The sequence below is a fragment of the Halobellus limi genome, from assembly GCF_004799685.1.
Lineage (GTDB): Archaea > Halobacteriota > Halobacteria > Halobacteriales > Haloferacaceae > Haloquadratum > Haloquadratum limi.
In genome coordinates this window covers 1,472,978-1,490,746 of the sequence record NZ_CP031311.1, presented here as the reverse complement: position 1 = coordinate 1,490,746, position 17,769 = coordinate 1,472,978, and the positions used below count along the sequence as shown (strand labels likewise).

15 protein-coding genes are annotated in these 17,769 nt (G+C 61.0%); 4 read left to right on the top strand and 11 right to left on the bottom strand.

What is annotated here, in order from left to right; genetic code table 11:
* The first annotated feature begins 163 nt into the window (after positions 1-163).
* On the top strand, positions 164-1,168 hold the full coding sequence (locus tag DV707_RS07515; RefSeq protein WP_103989878.1) for a Cdc6/Cdc18 family protein: 1,005 nt from the start codon (positions 164-166) through the stop codon (positions 1,166-1,168).
* Positions 1,169-1,214: 46 nt separating this feature from the next.
* Here DV707_RS07515 and DV707_RS07510 read toward each other — a convergent pair whose 3' ends face one another.
* The 4 genes from DV707_RS07510 to DV707_RS07495 all read right to left on the bottom strand — a co-directional run bounded on the left by DV707_RS07510 (position 1,215) and on the right by DV707_RS07495 (position 4,832).
* On the bottom strand, positions 1,215-2,342 hold the full coding sequence (locus DV707_RS07510) for a hypothetical protein (RefSeq protein ID WP_136361817.1): 1,128 nt from the start codon (positions 2,340-2,342) through the stop codon (positions 1,215-1,217).
* An 877-nt stretch (positions 2,343-3,219) separates the two neighbouring features.
* The gene (locus DV707_RS07505) at positions 3,220-3,465 is read right to left on the bottom strand and encodes a type II toxin-antitoxin system HicA family toxin (RefSeq protein ID WP_103989879.1); all 246 of its coding nucleotides are present in this window, start codon (positions 3,463-3,465) and stop codon (positions 3,220-3,222) included.
* A 3-nt stretch (positions 3,466-3,468) separates the two neighbouring features.
* On the bottom strand, positions 3,469-3,735 hold the full coding sequence (locus DV707_RS07500; RefSeq protein WP_103989880.1) for a type II toxin-antitoxin system HicB family antitoxin: 267 nt from the start codon (positions 3,733-3,735) through the stop codon (positions 3,469-3,471).
* A gap of 227 nt (positions 3,736-3,962) precedes the next feature.
* A complete protein-coding gene (locus DV707_RS07495) occupies positions 3,963-4,832 on the bottom strand; it encodes a S1 family peptidase (protein WP_160113897.1) in 870 nt (289 codons plus the stop codon).
* Positions 4,833-5,053: 221 nt separating this feature from the next.
* Here DV707_RS07495 and DV707_RS07490 point away from each other — a divergent pair, with 221 nt between their 5' ends.
* A complete protein-coding gene (locus tag DV707_RS07490; protein ID WP_103989882.1) occupies positions 5,054-5,332 on the top strand; it encodes a hypothetical protein in 279 nt (92 codons plus the stop codon).
* 5 nt (positions 5,333-5,337) lie between these two features.
* Here DV707_RS07490 and DV707_RS07485 read toward each other — a convergent pair whose 3' ends face one another.
* The 3 genes from DV707_RS07485 to DV707_RS07475 are packed head-to-tail and all read right to left on the bottom strand — an operon-like array spanning position 5,338 to position 6,141.
* The gene (locus DV707_RS07485; protein ID WP_103989883.1) at positions 5,338-5,589 is read right to left on the bottom strand and encodes a type II toxin-antitoxin system HicA family toxin; all 252 of its coding nucleotides are present in this window, start codon (positions 5,587-5,589) and stop codon (positions 5,338-5,340) included.
* The gene (locus DV707_RS07480) at positions 5,590-5,856 is read right to left on the bottom strand and encodes a type II toxin-antitoxin system HicB family antitoxin (protein ID WP_103989884.1); all 267 of its coding nucleotides are present in this window, start codon (positions 5,854-5,856) and stop codon (positions 5,590-5,592) included.
* Positions 5,857-5,895: 39 nt separating this feature from the next.
* Positions 5,896-6,141, bottom strand: coding sequence for a helix-turn-helix domain-containing protein (locus DV707_RS07475; protein ID WP_103989885.1), 246 nt, complete (start codon positions 6,139-6,141; stop codon positions 5,896-5,898).
* A gap of 638 nt (positions 6,142-6,779) precedes the next feature.
* Between DV707_RS07475 and DV707_RS07470 the strand changes: the two genes are divergently transcribed.
* A complete protein-coding gene (locus DV707_RS07470) occupies positions 6,780-7,799 on the top strand; it encodes a tyrosine-type recombinase/integrase (RefSeq protein ID WP_103989887.1) in 1,020 nt (339 codons plus the stop codon).
* 249 nt (positions 7,800-8,048) lie between these two features.
* On the opposite strand, the gene DV707_RS07465 is transcribed toward DV707_RS07470, so the two are convergent.
* The 3 genes from DV707_RS07465 to DV707_RS07455 form a co-directional block, all read right to left on the bottom strand.
* Entirely contained in the window at positions 8,049-8,768 is a 720-nt protein-coding gene (locus tag DV707_RS07465) for an SDR family NAD(P)-dependent oxidoreductase (protein WP_103989888.1), read from the bottom strand.
* Between the two features lie 180 nt (positions 8,769-8,948).
* The gene (locus tag DV707_RS07460) at positions 8,949-12,386 is read right to left on the bottom strand and encodes a PKD domain-containing protein (protein WP_103989889.1); all 3,438 of its coding nucleotides are present in this window, start codon (positions 12,384-12,386) and stop codon (positions 8,949-8,951) included.
* Positions 12,383-15,277 (bottom strand): PKD domain-containing protein, encoded by a 2,895-nt coding sequence (locus DV707_RS07455; protein WP_160113898.1) that lies wholly within the window; start codon positions 15,275-15,277, stop codon positions 12,383-12,385. The genes DV707_RS07460 and DV707_RS07455 overlap by 4 nt, the downstream gene beginning before the upstream one ends.
* Before the next feature lie 393 nt (positions 15,278-15,670).
* Between DV707_RS07455 and cutA the strand changes: the two genes are divergently transcribed.
* The gene (cutA, locus tag DV707_RS07450) at positions 15,671-15,976 is read left to right on the top strand and encodes a divalent-cation tolerance protein CutA (RefSeq protein ID WP_103989891.1); all 306 of its coding nucleotides are present in this window, start codon (positions 15,671-15,673) and stop codon (positions 15,974-15,976) included.
* 125 nt (positions 15,977-16,101) lie between these two features.
* Here the strand turns inward: cutA and DV707_RS07445 are convergent, their stop codons facing one another.
* A complete protein-coding gene (locus tag DV707_RS07445; protein ID WP_235010695.1) occupies positions 16,102-17,745 on the bottom strand; it encodes an aldehyde dehydrogenase family protein in 1,644 nt (547 codons plus the stop codon).
* Between the last annotated feature and the right edge of the window lie 24 nt (positions 17,746-17,769).

Below are 17,769 nucleotides of genomic sequence, written 5' to 3'. Positions count from 1 at the left end.
CAGCAGCCTGCGTGAGAGCACCTAAAAGCGCTCCAGCCGAGTAGCCTTCTGTCATATTTCCTGTCTCCATACAACACGCATAACCCTTCCTTCAGTGTGATTTTAAAACCACTTCCACTCCGGACGGCTCGCCTACAAGTAACCGAGCCGAGTACCCCGACCCGTGATCCAAAACGCCCGCGTTCTCAAGGAAGATTGGGTCCCACAAGAACTCAAACACAGAGAAGGTCAACTCCAGAATCTATCAGCACACCTCAAACCGGTCGCTCACGATCTCGGTCCGGCGACGGTGATGATCACCGGACCGTCCGGGACAGGGAAGACGACGATCGCGAAGTACATCGTTCGCCAGCTGGAGCAAGAAGTGCTCGGGATTCGATGGGGATACGTCAACGCGATCTCTAACACGTCGATGACGTCGATCGTCTACTCGCTCGTTCGCGACGCCGGCCGTGCCAACGATCTCCGGGAGAAGGGAACGCCGAGGTCGCTGATGTTCGATCGCCTTCGCGATATGGACGATCACTTCGTCGCGATCGTCGACGAGGTCAACGTGCTCGACGACGAGAAGACCATTCAAGCGCTCTGGCAGATCCCGAACGTGACCCTCGTGCTGATCTGCATCGACGAAGACGACTTCTTCGCCGGCCTTGATTCAACCGTCGCTTCGCGGGTTCGCGGCGCGGCGAAGGTCTCTCTGGAGCGCTATCACCACGACCAACTCGTGGATATTCTCTGGAGTCGGATCAACGCCGGGCTCGCTTCCGGCGTCGTCGACGAAGACGCCGTCGAGACGATCGCCGATATCGCCGCCGGCGACGCCCGCCACGCGATCACGTTGCTTCGGCGCGCGGTCCGTGACGTCGTCGAGAGAGACGACGAGAAGCTGACCGTGGGGAACGTTCGACCGATCCGGGAAGAGGCACGTGAGGAGATCCACGAGCGCCACGTCGATACGCTCGGGACGCATCAGCGCCACCTCTACGAGATCATCAAAGACGCCGGCGAGATCGGGGCTTCGGAGTTGCACGAAAGGTACGAGAAGCGTGCCGGGGATCCGCGAGTGAAGAGTACTCGGCGGAAGTATTTGCAGTCGTTAGAGCACTATGAATTGGTCTCATCTTCAGGCACGGGTCGCGGTACAAAGTATCGGTTTAATTCACCTTGAGAGCAGTCTTTTCTTGTGCTGAAAAGGGACTATCGAGATCCGATTTCTAGTAAAACGCACTCTTGTCTCCGTGTTCCATCCACTGGTAGAACTCCAAATCAGTGAGGAACCGAACTCCTTCTTTCACTGGATAAGAGGGAACAACGTTAGACAGTACGATCATCTCAGACTCTAAGTTGTTCCAATCTTCGCTAATTTTGTGCTTATTTCGATTATTGTTTTCCGATCCATCTCGCGAAACAAACCGATCTCCCGGTGCGAGATCCATCCAAGTACCAACTTTTTCAGGGAAAGGTTTACCCTCAGGTTCGCGGTCTGAATCCTCAGAAACCTCATTAAAGATAGTTCGATCAAACTTCTCGTTGAGTTCCATTATTCCCTCTCGTTCATTGATCTTAGCAGGGGGCATCAGATATTTCATTTCAATGAATAAGATCTTCTCAGGTAATTCCACGATCAAATCGATCTCATTGGGATTAGATTTTGTCACTTCTGCGCCTTGGTAGCATTCCAATCCGCTCTTATCGAGATATTCATACATATTTCTTTCATATGACTCTCCCCTTTCAGCCGTTAATTGAGAGAGAATTGTGTGACTTCTAGGTTCGTCACCGTTCTTAAGAAGTGGAAACAGCTGAAATTTGAGAGTCTGTGCAAAGAATCGAGGATATACAACTTTCGTGGTTTCACGTTTCCTTGGAGGTAGATTCCGGTTAGGCTCATATTCTTCTTCGACATCTACAGCTACTAGGAACGGATGAGCACCCAGATTATGCTCACTCAGGACTAGAGAATCCCAAACATCATCCCACAGATCTCCAAAGGCGGCTCTCCCACATTGTTCTACTTCTTGAATTTCTTTCATATTCAGATAGCTATTCTCCTGTAGTTCTTGGTGTTGTTTGTCCGTGATTCGACTGTCGAGTCTGTCGAGAAACTCCTCAATATGGAAAATGGTTACTTCCTCAGGTAATCGAGTATAATAGACATTGCCGACCATTTGATCCGAAGATGCCAGTAGTCGGAGTTGAAGAATATAATGATACCAGGCATCGGCGAAGTCCCAGGAATTTTCTACGTTCTCTGGATCTGTCTTATCGGTTGAGCGAAGTGTATCCACCACAAAAGTAAAATCCTCGTATGTATCTGGATCACCACACACGATGCTTTTCATACATCGGTCGAAACAGAGTCCTAGTTCAGACTGGTACCGCCTGTAGTTAGTCGGAAAATCATCTATCCGACCGTTATAATGACGTTTCCGAACGCAAATTTGGAAACCATTTTTCACCTCCGTATATATCTTGATTATTTTTGTATATGCGTCTCGGAGAATTTCGATATTCTCGTCTAATTCCCGAAAATCACCCGAGGTGATTTCGTTACCAAAATCAGATTGCGGTTTTTCGTATAACTGCTTTAGAATGTAGAAAAGGTAACCAAATTCGTCGACGGGGAACCCGAATTTATCGTCTGAACGATGGACGTTTGTGATATGATTTAGACGAGATAACAAGTACAAAACTAAAGCTCTCTTGCTGTAATCCTCGGCTGCTGTCAGAATGCGTTCCTCGGGGAACCGATCTTTCAGATGCCAATTCATTGTTGCTTGAATTACAGCATCCGACTCAACTCTTAGTCCATCACAAGATGGGCAAAATAGATACTCACGGTCGTCTGAAACGCAGAGAAGATTACCACAACTCGGGCACGGCATAGATGCCCTAATTGGCTATCCGATGTCAAAAGACCGTCGCTAATTTTTTGCTTCCGATATTCCGCTAATCGCATCACAGCGGCACTCCGGGTATTTCGACGTTAGCTGACGTCTGAAGCACCTAAGAACGCTGTAATCGATGTTTCCGTTCCGTTTCCGATATCACGCCCGGTTTCACTTTTTACATACCCATTGTCGGATCTCGTGGATGCAACGAATACCACCAAATCCACGGAACGCGGACCACGTCACGAGGATTGAGCCCGACGATATCGACGAGGCCGACGTCGGAGCAATCACCCTGTCCGTCTTCGACGATCGGGACAGACGCGCGCTACCGATGCTCGTCGATCCAGCGGCACCACGCGTGGAAGTCGTCGGCTCCGCACTGATCGGCGATCGAGTGCAACGTCCCGATCGCGATCTCGTCGTGCATCGGGACGTCGACGAGACGCACCTCGTCGGTATCGCTGTTCTCGTATCGAAGCCGAATATGGCTTCCCTCGCGAGAGACCGGCGTCCAGCCGAAATCAGTGAGTACGCCGATGATATTGCGGCCCGAGAACGTCGTTCGCACCATCGATTACTGCAAGAAGTCGGGGAGTTCCTTCGGCTCGTCGGGGGTTTCGAGGTCCTCGATTCCGAACTCTTCGAGGTCCTCCTCAGTGATCGGCTCGCCGCCGCCCTCGTGGAGTTCGAGAACCTCCGAGAGCAATCGGAGCGCCTGGGCTCGCGTGTCGCCACCGCGAGCGAGACCCGTTTCCAAGTCCTTCGCGGTGATCGAGCCGTCTTCCTCCCGGATGAAGATCACGCCCTCCTCGTCGGGCGCGTCTCGTGTGGCGCTCGCCATACCTTCTCTTTGGGGACCGATCGAATAAGCGTTCTGTCGCTACGGTTCGGAGAGATCGACGCGTCGACGTTACACGCTCGTATGAGGATCGGGTTCAGAATCCACGGGTGAAGAGTACGCGGCGGAAGTATTTGCAGTCGCTGGAGCAGGACGAACTAATCACGTCGGCGGGGGCTGGTCGGGGGAAACGGTACGAGTTTCAAGAACCCTGATACTGTCTCAACTATTCATCTAATGAATTCTTTTAGAAAGCTTCCACCCGAGGCAATTCCAACGCCCATTTGAAATGTAGCTTGCGAGGTATCGAGAAGTAACTTTGCAAGTTCGGCCTGAATTTTCCCGGCTGCTAAGGGAATCTCTTCTGTGTTAATCTGAAGGTGAATATTTCCATCATCATCTACATCTGAGTCAACATTCAAACCCATACTCTGGAAAACAGTTTTTGCTTGAATGCCTCTTCCTGGGTCTTCATATTCATATGTTCGAAAGAGCATTCCGTCCGAAGAGGACTGTAATTTGAACAGTTCCTGAAGTTGGGTAATTTGTTCCGTCCACTTCTGCTCAACATCGCCAAATCCACCAGCACTGGCAGAGACAACCCCAACCACATTTCCACTAGCATTATCTATAACAGGTCCACCGCTGTGGCTGGGATTGAACAGCCCGTCTACCTCGAAGAAACTTCCTTCCCCTTCTCCGTATTCAGTGGAAGCGACTCGCCCCCAGCCAAAACGCTGTCTGTCTATTTTGGGTTCTCCCACGAGACGTGCGTATCCAGACCACAATACCTCGGTGCCGATCGAAGGAATTTCTGTATTCATTGGAAGAACCTCATAATCCTCGGGAGGAACATCTGCTTCCAGTAGGGCGAGATCAGATCCCGAATTCTGATCGGTATTCACGTCTTTTTTTACAATATCTGCCTGAAATGACTCGCCATCGACAGTCCGAATAGATACAGTCTCATCTGGACTCGCCTCTACAACGTGGGCAGCAGTAAGTAGCAAATTGCTATCCACCCAAAACGCAGAACCCAATTGTGACCCTCTTGAATCCACCCTACAGGTTGCATCCCGTATTTTATTTTCAACTGACATCACAAATAGGTTGTAAACTGGCATTATATACGTAAGGGACCAGCACATAGGCCATTTCCGATATTCCGCTAATCGCATCACGGCAACACTTCCGATATTTCCGATATTTTGCCGTTCGCTGACGTCTGGATAACCTAAAAACGCCGAAATCGACGTTTCCGTTCCGTTTCCGATATCACGCCCGGTTTCACTTTTTACATACCCATTGTCGGATCTCGTGGATGCAACGAATACCACCAAATCCACGGAACGCAGACCACGTCACGACGATCGAGCCCGACGACGTCGAAGAGACGGACATCGGCGCGATCACGCTGTTAGTTTTCGACAACCCAGATAGCCGAGTCGTCGTCGACGCCGGAAGCGACACCTGGGAGTTCGTCGTCAACGACGAGATCGCGTACTCGCGCTGGGAGATCGGCCGGCTCCCCGAGTGGATCGAGCCGGTCTTATCGAGAATCGAGATTCGAGCCGTCCGAGGCGGTTCGGAGGAAGTATGAACGCGTCAGCGATGCTCGTCGATCCACTCGCACCACGCGTGGAAGTCCTCCGCACCGCACTGATCAGCGATCGACTGGAGGGTTCCGGTCGGGATTTCATCCTCGGACTTCATCGGGATCGAGACGATTCGAACTTCGTCAGTGTCCGGCGACTCGTAGCGCATCTTCAGGTGGCTCCCGACACGGCCGACACGCTTGTAGCCGAAGTCGTGGAGCACCGACGCGATATCGTGTCCGGAGAAGTTCGTCCGGACCATTCACTTCATAAAATCAGGGAGTTCCTTCGGCTCGTCCGGCACCGGATCGGGGTCGAGACCCCATTCTTCGAGGTCTTCCTCGGTCACGGGCTCGCCGCCGCCCTCGTGAAGCTCGATCGCCTCCGCGAGCATCCGGAGGGCTTCGGCCTTCGTGTCGCCGAAGGACGCGACACCGGTTTCGAGATCCTTGGCGGTGATCTTGCCGTCTTCCTCGTGGATGAACTCGACGCCCTCCTCATCGGGTGCGTCGCGTGTCGCGCTCGCCATACCTTCTCTTTGAGCACTGGTCGAATAAGCGTTCTGTCGCTACGGTTCCGGGAGGTCGTCTTCGTCGAGATCGCCCGCGAGGTACAATTTTCCTTTTTCGGTGATTTCGGTGTACCCTTGCGGCTCGTCGAAGCGCTTTACGAGACCGACAGCTTCCAGATTCGGGAGACGACGATCAACGGTCGGCCGCGAGACATTTTCTATATTGAACGCAATCGCTGTCGGAGGAATAGCGATCCCCGCTTCTGCCAGAAGTTCGAGAATGGCGTCGTCGGATTTTGTCATCCACGACACCACCGGCCGACGCATAACATCCGGGTCTTAGCAGGCTCTATCATAGTATTATGGATGTTTGGATGCTTGATAGCATTAACTACTTCTATGATAGCGTTCGGCATCAATACTTATTACCAATTAGTTACGATGGGGAATCAGCAGGAGCCTATCGCGGACCCGTCGCTCGGCGATCGGGTCCATTGCGAAATCGAAGCGGACCCCGCTGTGGGCGCAGCGGGCCCGCGTGAGGTCCTGCGAAGTGGCGCAGAACCTATGCAAACCAACTCTCTCCGGGGGCTTGAAACTCCCGGCACGAAAGCGGCATCAACGACGAACAACGGCGCGTGCGCGATATGCGGGTGCGAGGTCGCGGGGATCTCCGCGGACGCTCCGGGTCGGCGTACGCTGAAGCCGTGCGGTCACGAGATCGGATTTTTGACTTCGAGCGAACCTATGGATCGGAATCCTTCAACGACGAGCGGAACGTACAGCCTTCGAACCGACGGCCGCGGCGCGCCGATGGGTCACGAGAAGCCGACGCGTCGTCGCGACCGAGCGAATTCCCACTTCTGCGACGCGGTCGGGTCGCGCGTGTTCTGTCCGAAGGCGAACTGTGGGTACTGCGGCGATAGGGACGGTGATCGGGCGTGAGCGACGACCTGAATCCGATCTCGCCCGACGAAGCGATTCAAATGTACCTCTCGGATCGGGTGGATCTTCGCCAGCGGTCGCGTCGGGCCCACGAGTATCGGCTGAAGCAGCTGAAGAAGTGGCTCCACGAGGAGGGAATCGACGACCTGACCGAACTGACCGGCCGTGATCTCGCTCGGTACCGGCGGTACCGTATCGAGGACTGCGAGGTCGCACCGTCGACACTCCGCGGGAACTCCTTTACCTACAAGGCGTTCTTGGAGTTCTGCGAATCGATCGAGGCCGCACCGGAGGGGATCGCCTCGAAGGTCCGCATCCCGTCGCTGAACGAGGACGAACTGGTTCGGACCCACGATCTTCAGCCCGATCGCGTCGACGACGTGCTCGACTATCTGGCGAAGTTCGAGTACGCGAGTCGCGATCACGTGACGCTCGCGCTGTTCTTCCATATCGGGTGTCGTCTCGGCGGGCTCCGGGCGATCGACGTCGGTGACTTCCACCCCGACGAGAACTTCGTCGAGTTCAATCACCGACCGCCGGCGACGCCGCTGAAGAACGGGACGTCGGGCGAGCGGTGGGTCGCCCTGACCGACGAGATCGTCGAGCTGATCGAGGACTACCGCCGGGTGAACCGCCACGACGTCACCGACGATCAGGGCCGACGGCCGCTGATCTCGACGCGTCAGGGGCGGTTCTCCGAGTCAGCGATTCGGGAACTAATCTACCGGCTGACGACGCCGTGTTGGATCGGTGGGTGTCCGCACGATCGGGAGATCGAGACGTGCGAGGCTACCGAAACCGGTCGGCGGTCGCTGTGTCCGTCGTCGCGGTCTCCCCACGACGTCCGGTCGGCGGCGATCATCCGGATGAAGCGAGAGGGGCTGCCGGCGGAGGTGATCGAGCGTCGGGTGAACGCGACGCAAGAAGTGATCGAACAGCACTACGACGAGCGTCCCCGCGAGGAGAAGCTTCGCGACCGGATGGAACAGCGCCGCGAACATATCGAAGTCCTATGAGAAATCCGATGATCCAAAAACCGGCTTACAGCGGTCAGCGTACGAGAATCAGCAACGCCAATCGAGAAGTTGTTCCCGGGGAGGGCGGACTTCCTTCCGAGCCGATTCGAAGTCGATTGCGGTCCGATTCGTCTCTCGCTCCCGAAAGCGGAGCGAACGGAAGACAGCCGTTGACGGCGAGTCGGGATCGATGTACCCACACCGGGAGCTCAGTCGCTCCGTCGTGGACGACGACCTCCGTGTCCGAGCTCACAGGAACTCCGTGTTCTGTGGTCCGTTCGTGATGTGCACCTCGAAGGGTTGGGTGCCGACGTCGTCCTGTTCGACGAGGTGCCAGTAGGTCTCGGCCATCTCGTCGGGGTCGAGGAAGGTGTCGGGTTCCCGGTCGGGGAGCCGCTCGCGGGTCCCGGGATTGTCGATCTGGCCGTCGATGACGACGTGGGCGACGTGGACCCCCTCCGGTCCGAACTCCTGGGCGACGTCCATCGCCATCCCGCGAGCCGCGAACTTCGCGGCGGTGAACCCGATCGTGCCACCGAGGCTCCGCACCGCAGAGGTCGCGCCCGTGAAGATCACCGTCCCGCCGCCCGTCTCCAGCATATCGCCGACGGCCTCCTTCGAGCAGACGAACGCCCCGCGGCCGCCGACCGCCCACGCGTTCTCGAACTCCTCGACGCTCAGATCCATCAGCCCCTCCCAGGAGGCCGCGCTCGCGTGATTGACGAGCACGTCGACGGGTCCGAACGCCTCTCTGACCGTCTCGAAACCCTCTCGAATCGATTCGACCTCGCTCAGATCGGTCGGGACGGCGAGGCCCTCGCCCGGTGCGGGGAGATCGTCCGCTAGCTCCTCGATGAACGATGCTGTGCGGGCGAACAACGCGACCTGACACCCTTCGGCGGCGAACTTGCGGGCCAGCGACTCGCCGAGTCCGGGGCCGACACCGGCGATGACTGCGGTACGTGCCATACTGACCGTTCGCTTGGTTTCGTCAAAATAATGGCGGCTACCGGGTGCAGCAACCGGTGCTGTGATTGTGGATGATACGGCTTCCAAAGAGCAAACAGGCCCCTCTCGTGGCGGATCCTCCGAGAGGAGGGGATCGACACCGTCGCCGAACCGACGCGACGGCGTGTCACCTACCGGGAGTTACTCCGGTGACTGCTCGGATCCCTCCGTGGACGCCGCGAACTGTTCGTGGTACGTTCCCTCGATTTCCAGTCGCGTCTCACGACTGAGCTCGTCGAGGTCCATTCCGTACTTCTGGTTCGCTATCTCCTCGCGAGTCTGGACTTCGCTCGGACTCGCACCGTCTGCGAACGGCTGGCGGTTGTACAGCTCCTCGACCTGTCCGGAGGTCTCGGTGCTCAGTTCGTCGAAGTCGTGGCCGTACTTGGCCTGGGCGATCTCGTCGCGGGTGTACTCCGCGTCGTCGCCCGTATCGCCGAACTGCGCGTCGAAGTCGGACTGGATCTCGACCGTGGTTTCGCGGCTCAGTTCGTCGAAGTCCCTGTCGTGACGCTCCTGTGCGATCTCGTCGCGCGTCTTGACGTCCTCGGGGTGTGCACCGTCTGCGAACGGCTGACGGTTGTACAGCTCCTCGACCTCCCGTGACGTCTCGTCGCTGAGTTCGTCGAAGTCGTACCCGTACTTGGCCTGGGCGATCTCATCGCGCGTGAACCGCTCGTCCGGCTGGGCCGCCACGATCTCGATCGTGTCCGTCAGGCTGCTGTCCTCGGTGAACAGGCCGCCGGTGTAGGTCCCCGGTTCCAGATCCGTCGGGACGGTTCGCGTCGCCGTCATCGAGTAGCTTTCCCCGGCGGAGAGGGTTATCGAGCGCGACCGTATCGTCTCCGGGGTACCGTCGCCGTCGACGTCGATGCGGACCTCGACGGTCTGAGTGCCCTCGGCGTCACCGGTGTTGGTGATCTCGCCGGTGGCCTCGACGGATTCGCCCTGTGCCGCTCGATCCGGAACGTGGAGGGCCGTGACCTCGAAGAACGCTCCGGCGGTCTCGACCGGCTCGACGGTCACCGTCACCGCGTCGGTGTCGGTGCCGCCCTCGCCGTCACTGACCTCCACCTCGAAGGTCAGCGTCGTCTCATCGTCGACCAATGGGGCCGTGAAGGACGGATCCGCCGCGCTCGAATCAGAGAGCGAGACGTCCGGGCCGTCGGTCTGGGTCCACGTGTACGACAGCGAGTCGCCGTCGGGGTCCGTGGACCCACTGGCGTCGAGCGTCACAGTGCTCTCTTCGGAGACGGTCCGATCATCGCCGGCGTCGGCGGTCGGCGGTTCGTTCTCCTCGGGCGGGCCCTGTGACGGCGGGACGACCGTCACCGTCGCCGTCTCGGAGTCATCGTCGGTGAACAGGCCGCCGGTGTACGTCCCCGGTGAGACGGCCGGGGGAACGGTTCGAGTGAGCGTCAGCGAGGTGCTTTCCCCGCCCGCGAGGGTTATCGACCGCGACTGGACCGTCTCCGGAGTCCCGTCCCGATCGAAGTCGATGCGGACCTCGACGGTCTGCGTTTCCTCGACGTCACCGGTGTTGGTGATCTCGCCGGTGACCTCGACGGACTCGCCCTGCTGGACTTCGGCCGGCACGTCCAGCGAGGTGACAGCGAAGAACGCCTCCTCCTCGGCGGGGAGCACGGTCACCGTCACCTCGTCGGTGTCGGTGCCGCCCTCGCCGTCACTGACCTCCACCTCGAAGGTCAGCGTCGTCTCCTCGTCGACGTCCGGAGCCGTGAAGGACGGATCCGCCGCGCTCGAATCAGGGAGCGAGACGTTCGGGCCGTCGGTCTGGGTCCACGCGTACGCGAGCGAGTCGTCGTCCGGGTCGGTGGAGTCGCTCGCGTCGAGCGTCACGGACGCCTCTTCCACGACGGTCTGATCCTCGCCGGCGTCAGCGGTCGGCGGCTCGTTGGCAGCCGTGAGTTCGATCGTCGCGGTGGCCGTCTCGTTCGCCGTGGCCACGCCGTGGGTGTACTCGCCCGGTTCGAGGCCGCTGGTGTCGATATCGCTGAACGTCACGGTCGTGCTCTCGCCCGCTCCCAGCGTCACGTTCTGGGAGTCGAGGGTCTCGTTGGTTTCGAGGTCGTCGTTGTCGTTCTGATCGAGGCGGAAGTCGACGGACTGGGTTCCCTCGGAGTCGCCGGTGTTGGTGATCTCCGCGGAGACGTCGATCGAGTCACCGACCGTCGCGCTCGACGGGGCCTGGAGGTTCGACACTCCGAAGTCCGCCGGACCAGGATCAGGACTGGGACCGGGATCGCCCCCGGGCGCCTCGACGGTGATCGACGCGCCGGACGTGTCAGTTACCTCGTACCCGTCGCCCGCTTGCGTGCCCAGCGCTTCCACGCTGAGTCCGACTGCACTATTTCCGGGGTCGACGCCTTCGACGGTCACGTTCCCGATCGTGACGCTCCCGGTGTCGGACGTGTCCGCCATCGCGCCGACGACTTCGACCGACGAGCCGTCGCTCGCGACGGAGACGTCGGTCGTGGACGCGTTCGCCAACGCCTCGGCGTCGGTTATCGAGGCGACGGACGTGTCCGCGACGCTGACGGTGAAGTTGTAGGCGCCGACGCCTTCGGACGCGCTGTCGGCGACGACGTCGTAGGTCGTCGTCTCACCGGTGTCGACCGTCGCGGTACTCGGCTGGAGACTCACGCTGGTCTCCGGTCGCTCCTCGATGGTGATCGTCGCCGTCTCGGAGTCGTTGGCGGTGAAGATGCCGTGGGTGTAGTCCCCGGGCGAGCGGCTACTCGTGTCGATATCGCTGAACGTGACGGTCTCGGTCTCGCCGCTCTCCAGCGTCACCTCCTGTGTGAGGAAGTCGTCATCCGATTCGAGAGAACCGGATCCGATCCGGAACCCGACCGTCTGCGTTCCCTCGGAGTCGCCGACGTTTTCGACGTCCGCGGAGACGTCGATCAAGTCACCCTGCATCGCACTCGACGGCGCCTGCAGGTTCGACACCTCGAAGTCAGCCGGGTCGGATTCGGGTTGTCCCGGCGATTCGACGGTGATCGATGCGCCGGGCGTCTCAGTCACGGTATAAGAATTGCCCTCCGGATCACCCAGAGAATTCACGCTGAGCCCGATGTCACTGTTTCCGGGTGCCTGGCCACGAACGGTTACGGTTCCGATCGAGACGTTGTCGGTCCCGGATATGTTCGCCAGAGCCACGGAGACCCGAACCGATGAGTTACTAGGGTCCTCGTTCACGTCCGCTAGCCCGGGATCTCCGACGATACTGAAATCGGTGATGGAGGCGACCTGCGACTCCTCGATCCAGACTGTCAGCTCGTAAGCGGCGATGCTGCCGTTGGGTGTCGCGACCGGGTCCTGGACGACAACGTCGTACGTCGTCGTCTGTCCCGGATTGACCGTGGCACTGCTCGGTTCGAGACGAACCGCCGTCTCTTTCGATTCTTCTTCCTGGGCTGTCACCATCTGGAGGCCGCCGAGAGAGCCGACCCCCGCGGCCGCCCCGCCGATGCTTCCGACCGCGACGAGGGCGGCGACCGTCAGGACGATGATACTCTTCGTGTCTAATGTGAATTTATTGTCGGTTACGCTCATTTGGTTAGCACCTCGTAGTACAGTCTCTGCACGTCGACGACGTCGACGCGCCCGTCTCCGTTGAAGTCGAATCGATCCGGCCGGTTTCGAACCGCCGGATCGTTCCGGTTGGCGAAAAGCGCCTGAACGTCGACGACGTCGAACTGCGAGTCACCGTTGACGTCCTCGTACAGGCCGTCTCCGTCGGGATCCGTCGGCGGGTTCTCGAACTCCCCGATCGGATCGAGCGCGGAGACCGTCACCGACGCGTCGCGCTCCTCGGTGACGTTGTATCCGGTCCCGTTCTCGGTCTCGATCGACCGGGCTGCGACGGTGAGATCGCTCGTTCCCGCCGTCGATCCGGAGACCACGACCGACGCGACGGCGACGCTCCCGGTGTCTGCGGTGTCCGCGCCCGTCGCCTCGATCCGAACCGTCGAGCCGTCCGCCCCGTAGCTCACGTCGGTCCGGCTCGGGGTGCCCGAGACGCCGGCGTCAGCGACGGTGGCGACGCTCTCGTTCTCCACCGAGACGCTCAGGTTGTACGCGCCGACCCCGCCGTCGACGCTGTCGACGACGACGTCGTACGTCGCGTTCTCGCCGATCAGAACCTCGGACTGCTCGGGCGAGAGCGTCACCGTCGTCGCCGGCGGAGCCGGATCCGGCGGGTCCGGATCGTCCAGTACCTCGACCGTCACCGCGTCGGTGTCGGTGCCGCCGTTACCGTCGGAGACCGACAGCTCGAAGACGAGCGTCCGGTTGGCGTCGACTTCGGGCGCTGTGACCGTCGGCGTGGCCGAGGTCTCGTCGGCCACGGACGCCGTCGGACCGGCCGTCTGCGTCCAGGCGTACGCGAGCGTGTCTCCGTCGGGGTCGCTGGAGCCGGAGCCGTCGAGGCTCACCGAGTCCCCTTCCTCGACAGTCCGGTTCTCACCGGCGTCGGCGGTCGGCGGGCGGTTCGGTGCCTCGACGGCGACCGTCGCGGTGGCCGTCTCGTTCGCCGTGACGACGCCGTGGGTGTACTCGCCCGGCGCGAGTTCGGACGTCTCGATCCCGACGAACGCCACGGTCGTCGATTCGGTGCCGCCGAGCCTCACCGTCGTCGAATCGAGCGATTCGTTGGGTTCGAGCGTCCCGTTACCGTCCGCATCGAGGCGGAATTCGACGGTTTGAGTCGCCTCTCGATCGCCGACGTTGGTTATCTCCGCTGAGACGTTGATGAGGTCCCCCCGGGTCACGCTGTCCGGCGCGGTCACGTTCCCGATCCGGAAGTTCGCCGGCGACGGTGGCTCCTCGACGGTGAGCGTCACTTGCTGGGCGTCCGTGGCCCCGCCGTCGTCGGTGACCGTCAGGGTCACCGTCCGCTCGCCGCTTGTGGGGAACGTCCAGTTGGCCGTCTCGCCGGTGGCGTCTGCGGCCCCGTCGCCGTCGAAGTCCCACTCGTAACTCGCGATCGACCCGTCCGGATCGGTCGAGTTCGACGCGTCGAACGCGACCGTCTCGTTCGTCTCCGGGCGCTCTGGCGACCACGAGACGTTCGCCCGCGGCGCGGTGTTCGTCGGGGCGATCCGGTAGATCGCGCCCCCGGAGTCGTCGGAGACGTACATCGCCCCGTCGGGGCCGACCGCGACGTCGACCGGCCGCCCGAGGATGTCCTCGCCCTTCTCGTAGGGATCTCCGTCGCCGTCGCTGTCGTACCACCCGGTGACGAAGTCCTCGGGCGTCCCGAGCGTCCCGTCGTCGTAGGGGACGCGGACGACCTTGTACCCGCGCGGCGGAATCGCGCTGTAGCTCCCGTGCATCGCGACGTACAGATCGCCCCGATACTCGCTCGGGAACGCGTCCGCGGTGTAGAACTCGAGGCCCAGCGGAACCGTGTGCGCCCGGAGGTTCACCGCGGGTGTGGCCTTGTCGGTACACTTGCTCGGATCGTCGAAGGCGGGGTCGGCGACGTTGTCCCCGTAGCAGTACGGCCACCCGTAGTGGGCCCCCTGCCGGACGACGTTGATCTCGTCGGGCGGGAGTTCGTCGGTCAGGTCGTCCCGCGCGTTGTCCGTCGCGAACAGCTCGCCGTCGTGGAAAGTGAATCCGACGGCGTTCCGGAGCCCCTCGGCGTAGGAGGTGCAGTCGGATCCGTCGACGTCACAGCGCGTCATCCGGGCGTACCAGCCGCCCGAGGACTCGTCGACGTTCGACTCCGAGCCGGCGGCGACGTAGAGGTGATCGTCCCGCACTTCGAGCGTTCGCGTCCAGTGCCAGTACTCCCCTCTACTCGGGAGGCTGTCGTTGAGAACGGTCCTCGAGGAGGTGTCGACCGAGAGCCCCGACATCCGATACCGGACGATGTTGTTCTGTTCGCTATGGGGGCCGTGATTGACCAGATACAGGTGGTCGTCGGCGAAGTCGAAGCCGTGGGCGTCGCTTATTTCGGGACTCTCGAGCACCGTGACGACCCGATCGGCCTCTCCGTCGCCGTCGTCGTCCGGGAGGGCGAGTATCCGGTCAGTTCCGGCACCGAAGGTCGGGACCGACACGTAGAGCGTGTCGTTGTGAAAGCGGAGGATCCGCGCACCCGGTGTCGGACCGGCCGTAAAGGTGTCCCTCCCACCGAGTTCGTCCGCCGTCGAAAACTCCGTCACGCGGAATCCTTCGGGGGCGTTCAGCCAGGAGACGTCTTCTTGGATCTCTTGGGTCGTGCTCGCCGACGCGATCCGCTCGCGTGCTCTTGCATCGTCAGGGACCGGTTCGCGGTCGCGCGTGGAGGCCGACGGATCGAAATCGCCTACGGATCGGTCGTGCTCACCCGGGGCTCGATCACTCCAAACACTGTCTCCAGTATCTCCCGCGACCGCCGGGGACGTGTCCGCTCCGGGTGATTCGTGGTAACTGCCGACGGCGCCACTAGCGCCCATCGCGAGAACGAGTACGACGGAGAGAGTGATCGATAAGACGTGGGCGGACATCTCCACCCATTGGTCCGAGCGTTTGGACTTTGTTAGAAACCAGTTTCAGGGAGTAATATCAACATATATGACACGAAGAGTGCGGTGGACGAGCCGTCGAACCGCAGCGTTCGGACCCGGAAAACGACACCGGTGGAAAACGCTTCGATCGGCCTCATACGGCGATTCACTCGCTATTTATGCCCTCCCTGATCTGATTAAGCCCATACATCTCCTCGAAGCTCGGTCCGGATCTTCCCGTCCGTATCGGCCCGTATCGGATACTCAGAATTTTGGGATTTTCTCTCCGACTACGGACGGCCCGCCGAACCGATTAACCGGTTGCGGTGTCATCTCCGAACGATGCCAACGGTATACGTTACCGCCCCACGAGAAGCCGCGGGCGATCTCGCCGCGCTGTTGATCGACGAGGAGTTGGCCGCCTGCGTCAACGTGGTCGACTGCGACTCGTACTACCGCTGGGACGGTGAGACCTTCGAGGGCGACGAGGAGGCGATCCTCTTCGCGAAGACGACGGCGGATCGATACCCCGAACTGCGAGACACGCTCGAATCCGAGCATCCGAACGACGTTCCCTGCATCGAGCGGTTCGACGAGGCGGACGTCCTCGACTCCTACGCGACGTGGGTCGGAGCGCAGGTTCGATAGCCGGAACCGCAGCCCCGACGACCACCGCCAGCCGATGCCCCCGACGATTACCGCCAGCCCAAGTTCCCGACGACTACCGGCGACCGACGTCCCCGACGACCACCGCCAGTCGACGTCCCAGACGATTACCGGCGACCGACGTCCCCGACGACGGTCCTGCTCTGTTCGCGCAGGAACTGCGGGAGGTACCAGTAGCCGCCGGCGAACTTGCTCGTCGTTCCCGACGCCTTCCAGCCGCCGAAGGGCTGGGCCTGAACGAGCGCGCCCGTCGTCGCGCTCTGTTCTCGGTTCACGTAGCACATCCCCGACTCGATCCGCTCGAACCAGGCGTCGATCTCGGCCTCGTCCTCGGAGAAGAGCCCGGCACACAGCCCGTAGCTGCTGTCGTTGGCCTTCGTGATCGCCTCGTCGAGTCCCGAGACGGGATGGACCGTCACGAAGGGGACGAAGTGCTCATCGCGAGCGAGTTCGTGGTCGTGCGGCACGCCCGTCACGACCGTCGGCTCGACGAACCGGCCGGCCGAGAGGTCCCCCGTTCGGTCCTCGGCGCCGCTCCCGCCTGAGCCGTCACCGCCGGCGACCACCCGCCCGCCCGTCCGAATCGTGCCGACCTCCCGCGCCGCCTCGCAGATCTCCACGTAGCGATCGAGCGCGTCGTCGTCGATCAGCGGCGAGACGAAGGCGTCCTCCGCACGGGGCCGATCGATCACGAGCTCCTCGGTCGCGTCGACCAACCGATCGGTGAACGCCTCGATCACGCGCTCGTCGACGTAGACGCGGCTGGTCGCAGAGCACTTCTGCCCGCTGTAGCCGAACGCCCCGTTTCTGACGCCCGAGACCGCCTTCTCCAGGTCGGCGTTCGCGGTGACGATCACCGGGTTCTTGCCGCCGAGTTCGGCTATCACCGGGCCGGACTTCTCGAGGTCGAAGAACGTCCGGCGGATGCTTCGGCCGACGGTTCTGGAACCGGTGAAGACGGCGCCCGCGACGTCCTCGTGTTCGACGAGCGGCTGCCCGACGGCCCGCCCGCTGCCGGTGACGAGGTTCACGACGCCGTCGGGAACGCCGGCCTCGACGAGGATCTCGACGGCCCGGTGTGCGATCAACGGCGTCGCGCTCGCGGGCTTCGCGACGGCCGTGTTCCCGGTGAGCAACGCGCCCGAGAGCATCCCGCAGAAGATGGCGAAGGGGAAGTTGAACGGGCCGACGACGGCGAAGACGCCGAACGGCTCCAGGGCGTTCGTGCAGTGCTGGCCGGGCGTCGGCTCGCCGGTGTCGTACTCGTAGCCGTCGTTGCGTTCGAGTTCGCGGGCGTAGAAGCGGAGGAAGTCGATCCCCTCGTCCACGTCGGCCATCGCCTCGGCTCGGTTCTTCCCGTTCTCGAGGGTCAGCGTCGCCGCGAGCTCGAACTTTCGCTCTCGCATCACCTCTGCCGCACGTCGGAACATCTCGGCCCGCTCGCGCCAGTGCGTCCCGCGCCACTCGTCGAAGGCGTCGCTCGCGGCCGCGACCGCCCGGTCGACCTCGTCGGAACCGCCGGCGGCGAACCGGCCGATTTCGAGGTTTTCATCGGCCGGACTCGTGACCGTGTACGTCTCGTCGGTCTCGACCCACCGACCGTCGATCCACAGCGAGTGGGACGCGCCCAACTCGGACTCGACGCTCGCGACCGCGTCGGCGTACGACCGATGGAACTCGTCGAGGCTCCCGTTCTCTCGGTGGGCGGCGAGGGTGCGTTCGTTCTCGAAGGGCCGTGTGTCCATCGGCATACCTCATTATAGTTCGACCGAGAT

Excerpts from the sequence above, each read along its gene's own strand:
- DV707_RS07480 (WP_103989884.1), bottom strand. The coding sequence starts at position 5,856 with ATGGCGAGCGCGACACGCGACGCACCCGATGAGGAGGGCGTCGAGTTC.
- DV707_RS07510 (WP_136361817.1), bottom strand. The coding sequence starts at position 2,342 with ATGAAAAGCATCGTGTGTGGTGATCCAGATACATACGAGGATTTTACT.
- DV707_RS07495 (WP_160113897.1), bottom strand. The coding sequence starts at position 4,832 with ATGTCAGTTGAAAATAAAATACGGGATGCAACCTGTAGGGTGGATTCA.
- DV707_RS07505 (WP_103989879.1), bottom strand. The coding sequence starts at position 3,465 with ATGGTGCGAACGACGTTCTCGGGCCGCAATATCATCGGCGTACTCACT.
- DV707_RS07460 (WP_103989889.1), bottom strand. The coding sequence starts at position 12,386 with ATGAGCGTAACCGACAATAAATTCACATTAGACACGAAGAGTATCATC.
- DV707_RS07455 (WP_160113898.1), bottom strand. The coding sequence starts at position 15,277 with ATGGGCGCTAGTGGCGCCGTCGGCAGTTACCACGAATCACCCGGAGCG.
- DV707_RS07465 (WP_103989888.1), bottom strand. The coding sequence starts at position 8,768 with ATGGCACGTACCGCAGTCATCGCCGGTGTCGGCCCCGGACTCGGCGAG.
- DV707_RS07475 (WP_103989885.1), bottom strand. The coding sequence starts at position 6,141 with ATGACAAAATCCGACGACGCCATTCTCGAACTTCTGGCAGAAGCGGGG.
- DV707_RS07445 (WP_235010695.1), bottom strand. The coding sequence starts at position 17,745 with ATGCCGATGGACACACGGCCCTTCGAGAACGAACGCACCCTCGCCGCC.
- cutA (WP_103989891.1), top strand. The coding sequence starts at position 15,671 with ATGCCAACGGTATACGTTACCGCCCCACGAGAAGCCGCGGGCGATCTC.
- DV707_RS07490 (WP_103989882.1), top strand. The coding sequence starts at position 5,054 with ATGCAACGAATACCACCAAATCCACGGAACGCAGACCACGTCACGACG.
- DV707_RS07485 (WP_103989883.1), bottom strand. The coding sequence starts at position 5,589 with ATGGTCCGGACGAACTTCTCCGGACACGATATCGCGTCGGTGCTCCAC.
- DV707_RS07500 (WP_103989880.1), bottom strand. The coding sequence starts at position 3,735 with ATGGCGAGCGCCACACGAGACGCGCCCGACGAGGAGGGCGTGATCTTC.